Origin of the sequence: Apibacter sp. HY039 (genome assembly GCF_004023655.1) — a bacterium.
GTDB lineage: Bacteria > Bacteroidota > Bacteroidia > Flavobacteriales > Weeksellaceae > Apibacter > Apibacter raozihei.
In genome coordinates, this window is sequence record NZ_SAYM01000001.1 from 528066 (window position 1) to 545870 (window position 17805).

A 17805-nucleotide genomic window follows, 5' to 3' on the forward strand; every position below is an offset into this window, starting at 1 on the left:
TAGTCTTAATATTAGTCAACATTGTCATGAAAAAAGTTATTAGGACGAATCTGTATTTCATTCGATTTTTTATTGAAATATATATCCGAATTTTGATTAGAATCTATTGTTTCATCTAAATCAATTCCCTGTCTTAAATAGGCAGGAACTTTTTCCACTTCATCTACATTTTGTTTAGCAAGACCCTGAAATTTACTGTTTAATTTTTTTAATCTTTCTCTTCTTTCCTGAATTTTTCTTTCCATTAAGAAATTCAGTTCTTCTGAACTTTGAGGATTTTGGCTATCTGTTTCCTGTATCGGATGTTTAGTTTGAATCTCTTCTGTTCTGATGTATTCGGTTTTAGGTTCCTCTTTAACCTCAACCGGTTGTATGTTTTTTTCAATTTCAGCCTGTAAATTTATTTTTTGCGTAAAATCGTCAGCTTCATCAAGAGTAAAAATAGTTGTTTGATTAGTTACCGTGGGTTCGGGAGGAGTATCTTCTCTATTTTCAGTACTAAAAGAGGAAGTTGCTGGTCCCTGTCCTACAGAAGTATTATTTGTAGGATATTCTTTTTTTATAATATTCATTTCATCTTCAAAATTGAAAGATGGAATAATAGGGTCAGGACGATTAGAAATACCGAATGTTGTGATTTCTTCCTCATCTTCAAGTGTAATTATTCTTTGTGGTGGTTCCTCGTCTTGCTTAGATGGCTGAACTTGTTGCTTTACAGGGCTGGAAATAATTTGAGGCTCATCATTTTTTTTCGTATCTGAAGAAAGATTTCTTGAACTAATGTTTAAAGTTCCTGAAGTAAGCATATCATCGGTTAATGTATGGACTATTTTTTCCTGTTCTTTTCCGCTGTGTCTCTCATCATCTACAGGAAAACCTGTAGCAATGACAGTTACGCTGATATTATCTCCAAGACTTTCATCTTCACCAATACCCATGATAATATTCGTACTGTTTCCTGCTTCAGACTGAATATGATCATTGATTATACCAATTTCATCAACGGTAATTTCATCGTCTCCCGAAACAATTAGTAATAATACGTTTTTGGCACCAGTTATTTTATTGTCATTCAATAATGGAGAATCAAGTGCAGCCATAATAGCTTCCTGAGCTTTGTTAGGTCCAGAGGCTATAGCAGAGCCCATAATCGCTGTTCCGCTATCTGCTAAAACGGTTTTAGCATCCCTTAAATCTATATTTATAGAGTAATTTTTTGTAATTACTTCTGCAATTCCTTTAGCTGCAGTACTTAATACTTCATTCGATTTTGAGAAACCAGATTTGTATCCTAAGTTTCCGTATAATTCTCTTAATTTATCGTTTTTTACAACGATTAAAGAGTCTACACTTTTTCTTATTTTTTCAAGTCCCTTTTCAGCCTGCTCCAAACGTGCACGTCCCTCAAAAGAAAAAGGAATGGTAACAATACCAACGGTCAGTATCCCCATTTCCTTAGCAATTCCTGCTATAATAGGCGCTGCTCCGGTTCCGGTTCCTCCGCCCATTCCTGCAGTTATAAATACCATTTTGGTTTGTTCCCCCAAAGCATTTTTTATATCATCCATGCTTTCAAGAGCAGCCTGCTCTCCGATTTCAGGATTAGCACCAGCACCCAATCCTTCCGTCAGGGTATTTCCTAATTGTATTTTGTTGGGAATAGGATTACTGATTAATGCCTGAGCATCTGTATTACATACAATAAAATCTACTCCTGTTATTCCTTGGTCGTACATGTATCCCACAGCATTGTTACCTCCGCCTCCTACACCTATCACTTTGATAGCAGAAGGCCTGTTTTTAGGTAGCTCGAAAAATAACTTGTTATTGTCGGTTGTATTATCCATCGTTTTTTAGGTTTATTCTGTATCGTTAATGTATTTAATAAATTTTTCCTGAAAAGTTGAAAAGATTGATTTTTTCTTTTCTCGTACTTTTTTCTCTTTTTCAGGAGTTTTTTCTTCTTTTTTCTTTTCTATAATAGTTTCAGCACTTACATTTCCTGAATTTTCTTCTTTCGCACTAACAACGTTTTGTGCAGGTTGTATGGAAGGTTGAACTTTTTGTTGTTTTTCTTTTTGTATTTCCAGATTGTCCAGACCAGTCATCAATAAACCAATAGCTGTAGCATATTCGGGACTAGCCAGTTCTTCAGGCTGACCGCTTGCCAGGTGTTCATTACAATAGCCTATTCTTACATCCATACCTGTTGTATACTCAGTTAACTGACGCAGATGTTTAAGCTTAGATCCTCCTCCGGTCATTACAATTCCTGCTATTAGCTTTTTCTTCTGCTCTTCGTTTCCGTAATTTCGTAATTCAAGATACGATAATGAAATGATTTCCTCAATGCGGGCATGTATGATTTGTGATAGTTTCTTTACCGTAATTTCCTTAGGTTCTCTTCCATGCAATCCAGGAATGCTTATAACTTCAATTTCTTTATTTTCGGAAGGCCAGGCAGAGCCATATTTTACCTTCAATATTTCTGCTTGTCTTTCAATAATGGAACATCCCGTTTTTATATCATCAGTAATTACATTTCCTCCGAAAGGAATAACCGCTGTGTGACGGATAATATTATCTTTAAATATAGCAATATCGGTAGTACCACCTCCAACATCAATAAGGGCTACACCAGCTTCTTTTTCTTCCTGGCTGAGCACTGCGTCAGAAGAAGCTAAAGGCTCCAGCGTTATACCTACAAGATTCAATCCGGCTTCTTTTACGCAACGGGCAATATTCCGAATTAAAGATATTTGTCCTACTACAACATGAAAATTGGCTTCAAGTCTGCTTCCATGAAAACCTCGGGGTTCTATAATTTCTGTTTGTGAATCTACTTTATATTCCTGAGGTAAAACATGTATTATCTCTTCTCCCGGAAGCATAACCAGTTTATGTACCTGCTCTTTAAGTCTTTCTAGATCAGTGTCGTCTATAACATCGTCAAAATTAGGACGTGAAATATAATCACTGTGTTGCAGACTTCTTATATGTTGTCCTGCAATACCTACTGTAACATCCGTAATTTTATAATTTGCTGCTTTTTCCGCTTCTGCAACAGCTTTTTTTATAGAATCAATAGTTTGGGTAATATTATTGACTACACCACGGTGAACACCTAAACTTTTGGCTCTTCCCATTCCCAGGATTTCCAATTTTCCATGCTCATTCCGCTGACCGACTATAGCTACAATTTTTGTTGTACCTATGTCTAAACCTACTGCAATGTTGTTGTTGTTCATATTTATCTTTTTGTTGCAACTATTTGATTGTCATATTTTAAACTAATTTTTTTATAGGCATTAAAACCTACATAGTCCAGGTATTGCTTGTAAAATTCTTTCAGGTTGGTCAGTTTTTGAGGGCTATTTGCGAGATCGCCATATTCTATATAGACTCCAGGAATATTCAAAAGAAAGTTATAGGATTTTCTTTTGTCTTTTTCTATTGCTATAATATGATTTTTAAACAAGTTATCAACAGAGATGAGTTTGCACAGATAAGTTAAATTTGCATACTCATCAGGTTTTATATCTCCGGAAACCATTAGGCAGGGAAAAGAAAAATTTTTAGACAATGGAAATTTATTTCCTTGTTGATCTAAATAAAACTCTTCGTTTGCTGTTTTAATCCGTACTACTGGGATTTTTTGACTAACGGTTACATTAACAATACCTTCCAAGTCAATATACACATTACTCTGTATTACAAATGGATTTGCATCTAAATTTTGTTCAGTTTTTATTATATCTATATCTTTAATCTTTAAAGCCTTTTTTCCGTTTTTTGATGAAATATTGATTATATTTTTCACCATGGGCTCTGTTACAAAATGTACTTTATCAGAGTTTTCAATATGGATTTGTATTTTGTGTATCTCCTTGTTGTTATGTCTTTGGGTGGCAAAATTCATTAAGAAACCTAAAGAAATAATTAACAGAAATATTTTTAAAAATCTATACTTTAATTTCATTTAAATAATCATTAATAGGTTCATATAATGTGTCAATATTACCAGCTCCTACGGTTAGAAGCACGTCAAAATCTTTAGTTTTTAAAACATCGAGTGCATGCTCTAAAGATGTCACTTCTTTTGCTTTTAAATTTACCATGTCACTTAACCAGCTTGAAGTTATCCCTGAAATAGGTTCTTCTCTTGCAGGATATATTTCCAATAATAACAGCTCGTCTGTTTTTTCCAGACTTCTGGCAAAATCACTGGCAAAATCTCTTGTTCTGGAAAATAAATGTGGTTGAAATAATGTTAACAGCTTTTTACCCGGATACAAATTTCTTACAGTGTCTATTGCAGCATTGAGCTCGGTAGGATGATGTGCATAATCATCAATATAAATTTTTCCATTGCTGTATTTCGTTTGTATAAATCTTCTTCCTACACCTTTAAATTCTTCAAGAGCTTTTCTTAAAATTTCAGGTTCAATTCCTAATTGAAGGGCTATAGTTAATGCCGCAACTGCATTTTCAATATTGTGTTTTCCCGGAAGATGTATAATTAAATCTTTAATCGATTTATCAGGTGTTATCAAGTCAAAAATAAATGTGTTATCAATAATTCTGATGTTATCTGAATAAAATTCTGCTTTTTCGTACGCTGAATAAGTATGATGTTTAGCTTCAATAGGAAGACCTTTTTTAACTAAAAGAAAACCGTTTTCTGGAACTAAGCTGGCAAAATCATTAAATGATTTTATAATTTGATTCGAATCTTCATAAATATCCAGATGATCTGCATCGGTAGAGGTGATTACAGCCATATTGGGGGAAAGGGTTAAAAATGAACGATCAAATTCATCCGCTTCAACTATTGATATCTGAGTTCCGTTATATATGAAATTGCTTTTATAATTTGCAGATATTCCTCCTAAAAAAGCGGTGGCAGGTACATCGGCATATTTGCATATATGACCTAATAAAGTTGTTGTTGTGGTTTTACCATGCGTTCCGGCTATAGCAAGGCATTGGGACGTTTGTGTAATTTCTCCTAATACCTGAGATCTTTTAAGTATTGTAAATCCTTGTTCTGTAAAATAGTTTTTAATTTTTAATTGATTTGATACTGCCGGAGTATAAACAACTAGTGTATTTTCTGGATTGATTCCAGGTACTAATAATGATATTTCATCATCATATATAATGTTTATATTTTCTTTCTCCAGCGTTTGCGTAAGCTGAGTACGGGTTCTATCGTATCCATAAACCTGTGAGCCTGAAAATTTGAAATAACGTGCAAGGGCACTCATTCCAATTCCACCAATGCCTAGAAAATAATAATTCTTATATGTATGAATATCTGTCATTTATTTAATTGTCGAATTTTAGTTTTTTAAGTATGTCGCTAACTATATCTTTAACCGCATGGGGTTTTCCTAATTTAAGAATTTCTATGCTAAGTTGTTCTCTTATGTTTTTATCATCAATTAAATTTTGAATTTTTTCTGATAAAACAACAGGTACTTCCTGATCTTTAACCATAATTGCAGCATTTTTAGAAACTAACTGTTCTGCATTTTTCGTTTGATGATCTTCTGCAGCATAAGGAAACGGTATCAATATCGTTGGCTTTCCAGCTAAACATAATTCAGAAATGGCAATAGCACCCGCCCTTGATATGATTATATCTGCAGCCGCATAGGCATTGGACATATCTTTAATAAATTCATTGATATGGATATTTTTATTTTTCAGACTACTGTCTTTAGATAGAGTAGGGAAATCCAATTTTCCTGTCTGCCATATAATTTGAATGTTTTGTTCAGCAAAATGTATTGCATTTTCTTTCCAGAATTTATTCATGGTTCTTGAACCTAATGATCCTCCTACAGAAAGAATTGTTAAGTTCCCGGGATTAAGTCCTAATATTTTTTTTGCTTCCTGGGTATCCGGAATGTCTGTAAAAAGTGATGTTCTGACAGGATTTCCTGTAAGTTTAACTTTTGATTCAGGAAAATATTGATTCATTCCTTCATAAGCCACATAAATGGCTGAGGCTTTTGCCGCCAGTTTTTTATTGGTAATTCCCGGAAACGAGTTTTGTTCCTGTATAAAAGTCGGTATTCCTGCTCTGGATGCAGCATATAATGCTGGCCCTGATGCAAATCCTCCGGTACCTATAGCAGCATCTGGCTTGAATTTATTTATAATTTTTCTGGATTTAAGTAAACTGGAAATAATTTTAAAAGGAAATTTAAAATTCGAAAAAATTGAAGTTCTGGATATGCCTGAAATCCAAAGGCCTTCGATATTATATCCTGCCTGCGGAACTTTTTCCATTTCCATTTTATCCTGAGCGCCTACAAAAAGTATTTCCGCATCAGGAAGTCGTTTTCTCAACTCATCCGCAATTGCAATGGCTGGGAAAATATGTCCACCGGTTCCTCCTCCGCTTATTAAAAATTTAGGCGATTTCATAATTTACCTCTTCACTTGTTTTATTATCGTTTTGCTCTGTTTTTTTTGGTACTATTTCCCTGCTTACACTTATAATAATACCAAAAGCCATATAGGTAACCCACATAGATGTACCTCCGTAACTTAGTATAGGCAACGGCTGTCCGGTGACCGGAATGAGATTTACAGCTACAGCCATATTGGAAAATGCCTGAAATATTATGGGAATTCCTACACCTATGACTAAAAGTGTACCGAATATATGTTCCACTTTTGTTGCTATTACTATAATTCTCCATAAAATGAGCAGATATAAGAAAAAGCATATAAATACGCCTCCGTATCCATATTCTTCTACAATAATAGCAAATATAAAGTCTGAAGAAGACTGCGGTAATGATTGCTTAAATGCACTTTTACCTGGTCCTCTGGGAATAATGCCTCCCTGTACAATTGCAGCTTTGGCTTGTTGTACCTGATAGCTTTCTTCTTTATCTTCTCCTGTAAAATTTTCTATACGGCTTTTCCATGTATGTACACGATGGCTGGGAAATGCATCAGGGAATTTTAAAACCAACGTAATGAAAATAAATGCTACGATAATTCCCACACCAATTATTGATAGTAATATTTTGATTGGATAACCACCTATAAACAGTAACGCCAACACCATTAAAAAAATCATAATTCCGGTGGAGCCATTTGCAGGAAATATGAGTCCTACTACTAAGAAAACAGGTAATAAAATAGGTACGAAACTATTATTAAATGTTATTTCTTTATCTTTATTTCTATCCAGATATCTTGCGACATAAATATTTAATATAAGTGCAGCGAAAACAGAGGTTTGAAAAGCAAATGGAACTCCTGGCAGTTTGAGCCAACGGGAAGCATTTGCACCATCAATGTTATTTCCCTGCATTAATGTTAAAACTAATAGAAAAATAACAACAGGGAGTAAAAGTTTGGAAAATCCTCCAAAATATTTGTAATCAATCTTTTGAAAAATAAAAACTATGCAGATGCCAACCATTATAAATCCTGCATGTTTTGCAAAGTGCCCCATTACCGAACCTTGCCCAACTACATATTGTAAATTTGAGCTTGCAGAATAAACCGGTAAGAAAGATGCCAGCGATATTAAAAATATTGCTGCCCATAAAATCGGGTCACCTTTAAATTTTTGTTTTATTTTTCTCATGTTTATTGTAAGTAATTACAATTTTCTAACTTCTTCTTTAAATTGTTTTCCTCTTTCTTCGTAATTTTTAAACAAATCAAAACTAGCACATGCTGGTGAAAGTAAAACTGTATCTCCTTTTTTACCATATAGGTAAGCGGCGTTTACAGCATCTTTCATTGATTGTGTTTCCGTCATGTTGGGTACTATGTCCTTAAAAGTTTCAATAAGTTTGCTGTTATCCAGTCCAAGGCAAACAATAGCTTTGACTTTTTGTCTTACGAAAGGTATTAGCTCTGCATAATCGTTACCTTTATCAGTACCGCCTACAATCCAGACAACCTGAGTTTTCATGCTTTCCAAAGCATAGTAAACAGAATTTACATTGGTAGCCTTGCTATCGTTAATAAAATTAATTCCATTAATTTTCAAGACAAACTCAAGGCGGTGTTCAACGGCTTCAAAATCCATTAAACTTTGTTTAATAAAGTCATTTTTAATTTTAGACAATTTCCCTGCTATACCTGCAGCCATAGAATTTGCAACATTATGTTTTCCTGCTAATGCTAATTCGTTTATCTTCATTTTTAGTTTGTCTTCGTTTATATTTATGTATATATTTTCTTCGTCACTATAGGCTCCTTTTTCTACAATTTCTTTTAAAGAAAAAGGAATTATATTTGCTTGAGTTTTGTTATCAATCAACCATTTTTTTGTCATTTCATCATCTAAATTATAGATGAAATAGTCTTCTGCATTTTGATGCTCTGTAATTTTAAATTTAGCATCTGCATAGTTTTGATAGTTATAATCATACTGATCTAAATGATCAGGACTTAAATTTAAAACCATCGCTATATGTGGTTTGAAATTTTGAACATCATCTAATTGAAAGCTGCTGATTTCAAGTATATAATATTCATAATTGTCTTCCGCAACCTGCCAGGCAAAACTTTTACCTATATTTCCTGCTAATCCCGTGTTGTAACCAGCAGTTTTAAATATTTGGTAGGTGAGTGAGGTAGTGGTAGTTTTTCCGTTAGAACCTGTAATAGCAATTAGAGTAGCGGATGTATACCTTGATGCGAATTCTATCTCAGATGAAATCGGTATATTTTTATCATTTATCTTTTTTATTATATCTGCTTTTTTAGGAACTCCCGGACTTTTTATAATCCAGTCGGCACTCAGTATAATTTCTTCTGAGTGAATTTTTTCTTCAAAATTGATCCCTCGTTCAATCAATACTTTTTTATAGTCTTCTTTAATCGGGCCTGAATCAGATAAGAAAACATCAAACCCTTCTTTTTTTCCTAAAATAGCAGCTCCTATACCGCTTTCGCCTCCACCTAATACTACTAACTTTTTCATGTTATCTGACTTTTAAAGTTATTATACAAATAATGGCCAGCATAATTCCTACGATCCAAAATCTTGTAACGATTTTACTTTCGTGGTATCCCAGTTTTTGAAAATGGTGGTGTAGGGGAGACATTAAGAAAATTCTTTTTCCTTCTCCATATTTTTTCTTAGTATATTTAAAATAAGCAACTTGTATTATTACAGATAAGTTTTCAACTAAAAATATTCCGCATAATACGGGTATTAATAATTCCTTTCTTAATACTATTGCCAGGACAGCAATAACACCTCCAATGGTAAGGCTGCCCGTATCACCCATAAATACCTGGGCCGGATACGTATTATACCAAAGGAATCCGATGAGTGCTCCTGCAAATGCAGCAGAGAAAATAACTATTTCGCCGGAATTAGGGATGTACATGAGATTAAGGTAATCTGCCATCATGATATTTCCGGATACATAGGCAAATAAAGCCAGAGTTAGTACTATGATGGCTGAACTTCCGGCGGCAAGGCCATCGATACCGTCAGTTAAATTAGCGCCGTTAGATACTGCTGTTACAATGGTTATAACTATAGGGATGAGAATTATCCAAACCATTTTTTCTGATTCTTCATCACTTACCCCTGCCCATGTCAATATTTTACCATAATCAAACTGATTATTTTTAAAAAAGGGAATAGTGGTTTTAAATGATTTTTCATTAGGATAAAAATCCTTGGTAAATTCCGTACTGTGAACATCTTCAATTTTTTCTCGTATTACAATATCCTGATTAAGATATAAGGTAACTCCAACAAAAATACCAAGTCCTATTTGCCCAAGTACTTTAAATTTGCCTTTTAGACCTTCTTTATTCTTTTTGTGAATTTTTAAAAAATCATCTAAAAATCCTATAATACCCATCCATACTGTAGAAACTACCAGAATAATTACATATATATTTTCTAAACGGCAGAATAATAATACAGGTACTAAAGTAGCCAGTATAATGATCACTCCTCCCATGGTAGGTGTTCCTTCTTTTTCTTTTTGTCCGGAAAGACCTAGTTCCCGTACAGTTTCTCCTAATTGTTTTTTTCTTAATGCTATAATAATTTTTTTCCCGATAATTAGGGAAATAAATAATGAGGTAATAACCGCCGCAAGAGCACGAAAAGTTATATACTTATATAATCCGCTTCCGGAGAAGTAGTAATGTTCATTTAAATATTGAAATAAATAATATAACATTTAATTTATATTTTTTAATAATTGTTGAGTTATAACCATATCATCAAAAGGAAATTTCTCACCATTGATTTCTTGATAATTTTCATGTCCTTTTCCTGCTATAAGTATAATATCTTTAGATTTAGCTATTTTAATAGCAGTTTTTATCGCTTGTTTTCTGTCGGAAACAGACAAATACTTATTTGTATTTTGTGGTTCTATACCAGCTTCAATTTCTTTAATAATTTCATCGGGTTGTTCATCTCTCGGATTATCTGATGTTATAATGGTATAATCAGATAATTGAGTTGCTATTTTTCCCATCTCCGGTCTTTTTTGTTTATCCCGGTGTCCGCCACAACCAAAAACAGTAATAAGTTGTTCATTTCTGGTTCTAATTTGATTAACTGCATCCAAAATGTTTTTTAGGGCATCTGGTGTGTGTGCGTAATCTACAATTACAAAAACTCCATTATCAGAAACGAAAGTTTCAAATCGTCCTTTTACTCTTTGTAATTTGCTAAGCTCAGTAAGTATTATGATGGATTCGAAACCAAGCTCCATAGCTATTGCATAAGCTAATAGCTCATTATATGCATTAAATTTACCGGCTAGTGAAGTCCAGAATTCCTGCCCGTTAAATTGTAAAAGCATTCCGTCTAACCGATTTTCTATAATTTTCCCTTTATAGTCTGAATTGGATTTTAAAGCATAAGAAACTTTTTTTGCTGATGTATTTTGTAACATTACCCAGCCATTCTTATCATCAATATTTGTAATAGCTATTGCTGTTTTAGGTAATTCGTCAAAAAATTTCTTTTTCGCAGCTAAGTAGTTTGCAAAAGTTTTATGATAGTCTAAGTGATCGTGGGTTATGTTAGTGAACGCTGCAATTTTAAAAGTAAGACCCGCTAATCTGTTTTGTTGTATTCCATGCGAACTCACTTCCATAAATGCATATTTACAATTATTTTCAACCGCCTGCGATAAGATTTGGTTGATGGTAATCGGATCTGGTGTTGTATGATTTGATGTGAGTTTTATTTCTCCTATTATATTTTCAATGGTTGATAACAGAGCACATGAATAACCAAATTGTGAAAAAAGATTAAATAATAAAGTGGTTGTGGTTGTTTTCCCGTTAGTACCTGTTACCCCCACTAGAGTTAATTTTTCAGAAGGATTGTCATAAAAGTTGGATGCACAAATTCCTAATGCTATGGATGAATCTTTTACCTGAATGTAAGTTATATGATCATACAGCTCTTCAGGAAGTGCCTCACAAACTATTGCTACAGCACCATTTTCGGTAGCTGCTGAAATATATTTGTGTCCATCAAGATCGTAGCCCCTGATTGCAAAGAAAGTGTGGCCATGTTGGACTGTTCTGGAATCAAAAGATAATGAATTGATAGGAATGTTAACATTTCCTATAACTTTTTCAATAGCTACTTTGTATAATATGTCTGAAAGTTTTTTCATGCCCCAAGTTTTAAATATATGGTCATTCCCTTTTTCAGAGGATATCCTGTGATTGATTGTTCTTTAACTTTTCCCTGTCCTGTATATACGACTTTTAAGCCTAAATTTTCCAGTGCTGGTATTGCATCTTTTCCATAATAACCAACTACATTAGGTACCAGTGTTGTTGCAGTATTAATAGTAGGTTTATTAACTTTAGTTATCAGACTTTCAATATTTACAGATTGTTTTGTATTATCTTCTTTAGGTAAGTTTAATGGTTTTTTTAAATATACTTTACCTGCAATTTCTTTAAATACAGGAGCAGCAACTTGTGCTCCGTAAAAGCCTTTTTTGGGTTTATTTATTACGACAATGCAAGAATATTCCGGATTTTCTGCCGGAAAGAATCCACAAAACGAAGCCTGATAGAGTCTTCCTTTACCTTTATTCCAATATTCTACTTGGGCAGTTCCGGTTTTTCCAGCCATTGATAAGTTAGGAGTGTAAATACTTCGTGAAGTTCCTGTTTCAACAGCATAAGTAAGCATTTTTTTTAGATCTGAAATCGCTTTTTCAGATGCCATTTTTTTATCTAAAATTTCCGGTGTAAATTTTCTCACCGTTTCTCCCTTTCTTTCTATTTTATCTAATAGCTGTGGTTTCATTAATACACCATTATTCGCTATACCGTTATAAAAAGTAAGTATTTGCAAAGGGGTTAATTTTACTCCATATCCGAAAGACATCCATGCAAGCGTTACAGGACTCCATGTTTTATCATATTTAGGAATGAAAGGAGAGCTTTCTCCTGGTATATCTATTCCCGTTTTAGTATTGATTCCCCAAGAATTAACTTTATTTAAAAAATCTTTTGGATTTTTAGAGTAATATTTGGTGACTGTTTTTGCTATCCCAACGTTACTGGATTGTGAAAGTACCTGTGAAAGAGTAATCGTACCGTGCCCATGATCGTCTCGGACTACATGCTTGTAATAATTCCATGAGCCGGTTCCTATATCGACAGTTGTTTCAGGGCCAACGTATCCGTCATCTAACAAAGCAAGCATAGATATAGACTTAAAGGTAGAACCAGGTTCTGCAGCTTCCCATACAGCAAAATTTCTGAGATCATCGTAATCTCCGTTTTTGGTTCTTTGTAAATTAGTCATGGCTACAATTTTACCTGTCTTAACATCCATAACTACAGCACATCCATGATTGGCTTCTGATTTTTCCAGTTGATCCTGAAGAGCAGAATAAGCAATATCCTGAATTCTCATATCTATGGTAGTGTAAACATCATCCCCATCCAGAGGTTCCATTTCTATATTAATAGGTTTCCACTGTTTCTGGTTAATTCTCTGTTGAATCTCCCGCCCGTTTTTACCTTTTAGATAGGATGAAAAAGCACCTTCAAGACCAGACTTTCCTTTTTCATTATCAAAACCTAATGTACGGTTTCCAAATCCGGTAATTGTTTTTATTCTTTCAATTCTTCTCTCTACAATAAAACCACCTTTATTTTGACCTTTATTCAAAATAGGGAAATTTCTTAATCTGGCAAATTGCTCATAGTCTAGCCCTTTAGCTAGTTTCATGTATTGATTTTTAGATCTTCTTCCCTCGTTTAGCACTTTATAATAGTAATGGCTGGGTTTACCAAACATTTTTTGAAGCGAATCGCAAAGAATTGTGACATTGTTTTGATATAATTCATTTCGGATAGTTTTCATGTCCAGGTAAATATCATATTTGGTTATTGAAGTGGCTAGAAGAATTCCGTCTGAAGCATACAGATTGCCTCGAGCCGCTTTTACCTCAACATTTCTGAAATTAGTTGTCTGGGCCAGATTTTTATATTTCTCTGTGTCATGAGTCTGAATAAAGATTAGACGTGCAAATACAAGTACTGCAAATAATAAGATAAATGCGGCAACAAGATAAGCCCGGGCTAATATGTTTTTTCGTTCTTTATTCATTTTCAGTTTTAGGTACCAAAATTTTATATGGTTGTTTATCTAAAGCAAAAAGTGAGTCTGCGATTACCATATTTTCTAGTTCAGATTCAACTTTTAATTTCATTAATTTGCTGTGTATTAAAGCGTATCTAGCTTTATATTCTTCTGCTTTCTCTTTCAAAGAAGATATTTCTACTACTTTTTCATCAACTATATGAGAAGAAGAGATAGATATAAGTGATAAAACCACAATAAAGAGTATAAACTTCCAAGCTGAAAAAGCATCTCCTTCAACTAAAAATTTCCCTCTCAGTATATCTGATAAAGTTCGGGTTCTATTTTTATTTTTACTTCTTCTCGCCATTTCTTTTAATTGCAATTCTCATTTTTGCACTGCGGGCTCTTGGGTTTTCCATAATTTCATTTTCTGCTGGAATTATAGCTTTTGATGAAACTAAATCAAATGGTTTGTGCCAGTTTCCAAAGATGTCTCTTTCTGGTTCACCTTCAAATAAACCGGTTTTAATGAATTTTTTTACCAAACGGTCTTCCAGAGAGTGGTATGAAATAAATACCAGGGTTCCACCAGGTTTGAGTAATTCATAACTTTGTGTTAAAAGTTCTTTAAGTGAACTTAGTTCATCGTTAACTTCAATTCTCAACGCCTGAAATAATTGTGCGTAAAATTTATTTTGTTTATGTTGAGGAATCGTATTTTTAAATAGTTCTTTTAACTGATCAGTAGTTTCAATTGATTGTTCATTTCTTTTTGAAGCTATCTCTTTTGCGATTTTTCTGGACTGTGAGAGTTCACCGTAATAATAGAATATTTCTGCCAGCTGTTCTTCAGTATAGGTATTTATAATTTCTTTAGCGGATAAAGGCTGGCTGGTGTTCATCCTCATATCCAAAGGGCCTTCAAAACGTATTGAAAAACCTCTTTCAGGAATATCAAACTGATGCGAAGAAACACCTAAATCGGCTAATATTCCATCAATTTGCTCTATTTTATAAAATCGAAGAAAATTTTTTATAAACCTGAAATTTTGTTGTATCAGGGTAAAACGAAAATCTTCAATTGTATTTTGTATGGCATCTGAGTCTTGATCAAAAGCAAACAATTTTCCTTTCTCAGAAAGTTTATCCAAAATAAGCCTTGAATGACCACCTCCTCCAAAAGTGCAATCTACATAGATTCCATCCGGATTATGTACTAAGGCTTCAACGCTTTGATTTAATAATACAGAATTATGATAGCTCATCTTCAGAGATATTTCCCATTACATCCTCTGCCAGCAGGGCAAAGTCTTCATCATTAACACATACTGCATTTTCGTAAAGTGATTTATCCCAGATTTCAATCACGTTGATAGATGCAGCAACAACAATATTTTTTTCAAGTTTGGCAAACTGAATCAAATCTTTACTTACCTGAAGTCTTCCGCTAGTATCTATTTCCACATTTTTCAGGCCGGCTGTGAATTGCCTTATAAAGTCATTGTTTTTTTTAACAAAACGGTTAAGTTTGTTTATTTTATTCATGGTAATATTCCATTCACACATTGGATGAAGTTCCAGGCAAGGTTGGAAGACAGATCTTTTAAGGACAAAACCTTCATGCAAAAGGCTATCTATTTGCTTCTTAAGTCCTGACGGAAGAAGCATTCTGCCTTTTGAATCAAGGGTGCATTCATATGTTCCTATAAAGTTAACCATAATAATCATCAAAAATAAAAAATAAAATCCACTTTCCTCCACTTCTACCCACTTTTGTTGATAACTTTCAAATTTCAGGCCGAAAAGAAACTCAATGGCTTAATTAGTAAAGTATTATTAAAATATATTATTATTTGGTAAAAATGATGTACTTTTGCAATTATACACAAGCTTTAAGATTAACCAATGATTTTTAACTTTCGTAGAGAAAAAAAATTCATATATACAGAGGCAGGAGAAGGAAAACCTATTGTTTTATTACATGGATTAATGGGTGGATTAAGTAATTTTAAGGATCAGGTAGATTTTTTTTCCAAAAACGGATATAAAGTTTACTCGATTGAACTTCCATTATATTCTTTACCTCCATTAAAAACAAATATAATAGGTCTTACTAATTATGTTATAAGTTTTCTGAGAAGAGTGGTTAAAGAACCTTCTATTATTATTGGAAATTCATTAGGAGGACATTTAGCTTTAATGATATCATTGAAAAAGCCTCATTATGTGGATGCTCTGGTTTTAACAGGCAGTTCAGGATTGTATGAAAGAAGCTTTGGTGATACTTATCCCAGAAGGGGAAGTTATGATTACATAAAGAAAAAAGCGGAAGAAGTTTTTTATGATCCTTCTGTTGCCACCAAAGAATTAGTTGATCAGGTGTATGAAACAGTAACCGATCGAGTAAAAGCCATAAAAACCATACATATCGCGAGAAGTGCAATCAAGCATAATTTATCGAAAGATTTAAAAGATATTATTCAGCCCACCTGTATTATATGGGGAAAGCAAGATAATGTTACACCTCCGGAAGTAGCTGAAGAATTTGATGAATTTATTCCAAATTCAACATTATTCTGGGTTGATAAATGTGGTCACTCGGCAATGATGGAAAAACCAGAAGAATTTAATCAGTTATTGTTTAATTGGCTGAAAGAAAATAAAAAATAATAAGAATGAATATACTTTCAGCTGAATTTGTTAAAAGTAGTAAATATTTAGATGATTGTCCGGAGGATAACAAGCCTGAATATGCTTTTATTGGAAGATCTAATGTTGGAAAGTCTTCTTTAATAAATATGCTAACCAGTAGGAAAGGATTGGCTAAAACGTCATCTACTCCTGGTAAAACCCAATTAATTAATCATTTTATCATTAATAATAATTGGTATTTAACTGATTTACCAGGTTATGGTTATGCTAAAGTTTCTAAAAGTGACCGTGCTTCATTTTCAAAGATGATTGAAAATTACATTTTAGGAAGAAAGAATTTAGTGAATCTCTTCATTTTAGTGGATGGTAGGCATTCACCTATGCAAATAGATTTAGATTTTATTAATTGGTTAGGTGAGGAAGGAATTCCTTTTACCATTGTTTTTACTAAAATTGATAAAATTAATCAAAGAGAATTTTCTTACAACTTTAAAAAATACTCTCAAGAGCTTAGAAAAAACTGGGATGAACTTCCAGAGATGTTTAAAACTTCATCAGAAAAAAAGATTGGTAAGGAAGAAATTTTGTCTTATATAGAAGATACCAATAAGATGTTAATTAGAAATAAGGTATATTTTTAAAAAACAGATAGGTTTTAAATTCTGATATCTTATCAACATCCTGAAATATTTTCAATTAGAATGTGATAAAATTTATGTTACTTCGTACTAGGCTAAATATGTTAGTTTTGTTTTTCAGAAAACGACTTTCCTACATAAATAGTATTATTTAATTCAAGTTATTAGTATATTTGTCTAAATGGAAAAGGATTTTATATTTGGCATTCATCCGGTAATGGAAGCTCTAGAGGCAGGTAAAACTTTTGATAAGGTTTTCTTGCAAAATGGTTTATTAGGAGAAAATATTAAGGTATTAAAACAAAAATTTTCTCAGGCAGGTATTCATATTAAATACGTTCCTATAGAAAAATTAAACAGACTAACCCGGAAGAATCATCAGGGAATTTGTGCTTTTCTTTCCCCTATTCAGTTTTTTAGTATTGAAGATGTTGTGCCTCAGCTGTTTGATGAAGGTAAAATGCCTTTTATATTAATGCTGGATCATCTTACTGATGTACGGAACTTTGGAGCGATTTGCAGAACTGCAGAAATAGTAGGTGTAGATGCCATAGTTATTCCTGAAGAGGGTACAGCTCCCATAAATTCCGATTCAATAAAAACTTCTGCAGGAGCTATTTTTAATCTGAAAATTTGCAAAGAAAAAAATTTATTGAAAGTATTAGACTTTTTAAAGCTAAGTGGAATAAAAATTGTGTGTGCTACTGAGAAAACAGATAAGCTTATATACGATGATGAATTATCTTTGCCATTAACTATTATTATGGGAAATGAAGAAAGGGGGATTTCCAAGGATTTACTCAAAAATGCTGATAGTAAATTAAAACTTCCTGTTTATGGCAAAACAGAATCCTTAAATGTTTCTGTTGCATGTGGAGCTTTTCTTTATGAAGTAGTCAGACAAAATTTGTCAAATAATCGTTAATT

The 17805-nt window shown here is 33.2% G+C and carries 16 protein-coding genes; 3 read left to right on the forward strand and 13 right to left on the reverse strand.

The window, feature by feature from the left end; all coding sequences use genetic code 11:
- Nucleotides 1–11 precede the first annotated feature (11 nt).
- Genes ftsZ through mraZ form a run of 13 tightly spaced genes read right to left on the reverse strand, consistent with a single transcriptional unit; the run spans nucleotide 12 to nucleotide 15307 of the window.
- Complete coding sequence (gene ftsZ / locus EQ921_RS02360) at nucleotides 12–1847, reverse strand: cell division protein FtsZ (RefSeq protein WP_128330414.1); 1836 nt, start codon at nucleotides 1845–1847, stop codon at nucleotides 12–14.
- 12 nt (nucleotides 1848–1859) lie between these two features.
- On the reverse strand, nucleotides 1860–3248 hold the full coding sequence (gene ftsA, locus EQ921_RS02365; RefSeq protein WP_128330415.1) for a cell division protein FtsA: 1389 nt from the start codon (nucleotides 3246–3248) through the stop codon (nucleotides 1860–1862).
- Nucleotides 3249–3250: 2 nt separating this feature from the next.
- Entirely contained in the window at nucleotides 3251–3979 is a 729-nt protein-coding gene (locus tag EQ921_RS02370) for a cell division protein FtsQ/DivIB (protein ID WP_128150838.1), read from the reverse strand.
- Nucleotides 3963–5324: a UDP-N-acetylmuramate--L-alanine ligase gene (gene murC, locus EQ921_RS02375; protein ID WP_128330416.1), complete on the reverse strand. Its 1362-nt coding sequence runs from the start codon at nucleotides 5322–5324 to the stop codon at nucleotides 3963–3965. The genes EQ921_RS02370 and murC overlap by 17 nt, the downstream gene beginning before the upstream one ends.
- Before the next feature lie 4 nt (nucleotides 5325–5328).
- Entirely contained in the window at nucleotides 5329–6435 is a 1107-nt protein-coding gene (gene murG / locus EQ921_RS02380) for an undecaprenyldiphospho-muramoylpentapeptide beta-N-acetylglucosaminyltransferase (RefSeq protein ID WP_128330417.1), read from the reverse strand.
- Complete coding sequence (locus EQ921_RS02385) at nucleotides 6422–7615, reverse strand: FtsW/RodA/SpoVE family cell cycle protein (RefSeq protein WP_181951013.1); 1194 nt, start codon at nucleotides 7613–7615, stop codon at nucleotides 6422–6424. The genes murG and EQ921_RS02385 overlap by 14 nt, the downstream gene beginning before the upstream one ends.
- A gap of 15 nt (nucleotides 7616–7630) precedes the next feature.
- Entirely contained in the window at nucleotides 7631–8965 is a 1335-nt protein-coding gene (gene murD, locus EQ921_RS02390; RefSeq protein ID WP_128330418.1) for a UDP-N-acetylmuramoyl-L-alanine--D-glutamate ligase, read from the reverse strand.
- Between the two features lies 1 nt (nucleotide 8966).
- Nucleotides 8967–10190, reverse strand: a complete 1224-nt coding sequence (mraY, locus tag EQ921_RS02395; protein ID WP_128150848.1) for a phospho-N-acetylmuramoyl-pentapeptide-transferase — start codon at nucleotides 10188–10190, stop codon at nucleotides 8967–8969.
- Nucleotides 10191–11651 carry a UDP-N-acetylmuramoyl-L-alanyl-D-glutamate--2,6-diaminopimelate ligase gene (locus tag EQ921_RS02400; RefSeq protein WP_128330419.1) on the reverse strand — a complete coding sequence of 487 codons (1461 nt, stop codon included), beginning with the start codon at nucleotides 11649–11651 and terminating at the stop codon, nucleotides 10191–10193.
- Nucleotides 11648–13612: a penicillin-binding protein gene (locus EQ921_RS02405; RefSeq protein WP_128150852.1), complete on the reverse strand. Its 1965-nt coding sequence runs from the start codon at nucleotides 13610–13612 to the stop codon at nucleotides 11648–11650. Before EQ921_RS02405 ends, EQ921_RS02400 begins: the two co-directional genes overlap by 4 nt.
- Entirely contained in the window at nucleotides 13605–13955 is a 351-nt protein-coding gene (locus EQ921_RS02410; protein WP_128150854.1) for an FtsL-like putative cell division protein, read from the reverse strand. Before EQ921_RS02410 ends, EQ921_RS02405 begins: the two co-directional genes overlap by 8 nt.
- Nucleotides 13939–14853, reverse strand: a complete 915-nt coding sequence (gene rsmH, locus EQ921_RS02415) for a 16S rRNA (cytosine(1402)-N(4))-methyltransferase RsmH (protein WP_128330420.1) — start codon at nucleotides 14851–14853, stop codon at nucleotides 13939–13941. The genes EQ921_RS02410 and rsmH overlap by 17 nt, the downstream gene beginning before the upstream one ends.
- Nucleotides 14840–15307, reverse strand: a complete 468-nt coding sequence (mraZ, locus tag EQ921_RS02420) for a division/cell wall cluster transcriptional repressor MraZ (protein WP_128150858.1) — start codon at nucleotides 15305–15307, stop codon at nucleotides 14840–14842. Before mraZ ends, rsmH begins: the two co-directional genes overlap by 14 nt.
- Nucleotides 15308–15493: 186 nt before the next feature.
- Here mraZ and EQ921_RS02425 point away from each other — a divergent pair, with 186 nt between their 5' ends.
- The 3 genes from EQ921_RS02425 to rlmB all read left to right on the forward strand — a co-directional run bounded on the left by EQ921_RS02425 (nucleotide 15494) and on the right by rlmB (nucleotide 17803).
- On the forward strand, nucleotides 15494–16258 hold the full coding sequence (locus EQ921_RS02425) for an alpha/beta fold hydrolase (RefSeq protein WP_128150861.1): 765 nt from the start codon (nucleotides 15494–15496) through the stop codon (nucleotides 16256–16258).
- 5 nt (nucleotides 16259–16263) lie between these two features.
- Nucleotides 16264–16881, forward strand: coding sequence for a ribosome biogenesis GTP-binding protein YihA/YsxC (yihA, locus tag EQ921_RS02430; protein WP_128150863.1), 618 nt, complete (start codon nucleotides 16264–16266; stop codon nucleotides 16879–16881).
- 178 nt (nucleotides 16882–17059) lie between these two features.
- The gene (rlmB, locus tag EQ921_RS02435) at nucleotides 17060–17803 is read left to right on the forward strand and encodes a 23S rRNA (guanosine(2251)-2'-O)-methyltransferase RlmB (RefSeq protein WP_128330421.1); all 744 of its coding nucleotides are present in this window, start codon (nucleotides 17060–17062) and stop codon (nucleotides 17801–17803) included.
- Nucleotides 17804–17805: the final 2 nt, after the last annotated feature.

What these genes read in the sequence shown, in the direction of transcription:
- EQ921_RS02400 (WP_128330419.1), bottom strand. Translation starts at nt 11,651, where the DNA reads ATGAAAAAACTTTCAGACATATTATACAAAGTAGCTATTGAAAAAGTT.
- murC (WP_128330416.1), bottom strand. Translation starts at nt 5,324, where the DNA reads ATGACAGATATTCATACATATAAGAATTATTATTTTCTAGGCATTGGT.
- mraY (WP_128150848.1), bottom strand. Translation starts at nt 10,190, where the DNA reads ATGTTATATTATTTATTTCAATATTTAAATGAACATTACTACTTCTCC.
- EQ921_RS02425 (WP_128150861.1), top strand. Translation starts at nt 15,494, where the DNA reads ATGATTTTTAACTTTCGTAGAGAAAAAAAATTCATATATACAGAGGCA.
- mraZ (WP_128150858.1), bottom strand. Translation starts at nt 15,307, where the DNA reads ATGGTTAACTTTATAGGAACATATGAATGCACCCTTGATTCAAAAGGC.
- EQ921_RS02370 (WP_128150838.1), bottom strand. Translation starts at nt 3,979, where the DNA reads ATGAAATTAAAGTATAGATTTTTAAAAATATTTCTGTTAATTATTTCT.
- EQ921_RS02410 (WP_128150854.1), bottom strand. Translation starts at nt 13,955, where the DNA reads ATGGCGAGAAGAAGTAAAAATAAAAATAGAACCCGAACTTTATCAGAT.
- EQ921_RS02385 (WP_181951013.1), bottom strand. Translation starts at nt 7,615, where the DNA reads ATGAGAAAAATAAAACAAAAATTTAAAGGTGACCCGATTTTATGGGCA.
- murG (WP_128330417.1), bottom strand. Translation starts at nt 6,435, where the DNA reads ATGAAATCGCCTAAATTTTTAATAAGCGGAGGAGGAACCGGTGGACAT.
- murD (WP_128330418.1), bottom strand. Translation starts at nt 8,965, where the DNA reads ATGAAAAAGTTAGTAGTATTAGGTGGAGGCGAAAGCGGTATAGGAGCT.
- ftsA (WP_128330415.1), bottom strand. Translation starts at nt 3,248, where the DNA reads ATGAACAACAACAACATTGCAGTAGGTTTAGACATAGGTACAACAAAA.
- rsmH (WP_128330420.1), bottom strand. Translation starts at nt 14,853, where the DNA reads ATGAGCTATCATAATTCTGTATTATTAAATCAAAGCGTTGAAGCCTTA.
- rlmB (WP_128330421.1), top strand. Translation starts at nt 17,060, where the DNA reads ATGGAAAAGGATTTTATATTTGGCATTCATCCGGTAATGGAAGCTCTA.
- ftsZ (WP_128330414.1), bottom strand. Translation starts at nt 1,847, where the DNA reads ATGGATAATACAACCGACAATAACAAGTTATTTTTCGAGCTACCTAAA.
- EQ921_RS02405 (WP_128150852.1), bottom strand. Translation starts at nt 13,612, where the DNA reads ATGAATAAAGAACGAAAAAACATATTAGCCCGGGCTTATCTTGTTGCC.
- yihA (WP_128150863.1), top strand. Translation starts at nt 16,264, where the DNA reads ATGAATATACTTTCAGCTGAATTTGTTAAAAGTAGTAAATATTTAGAT.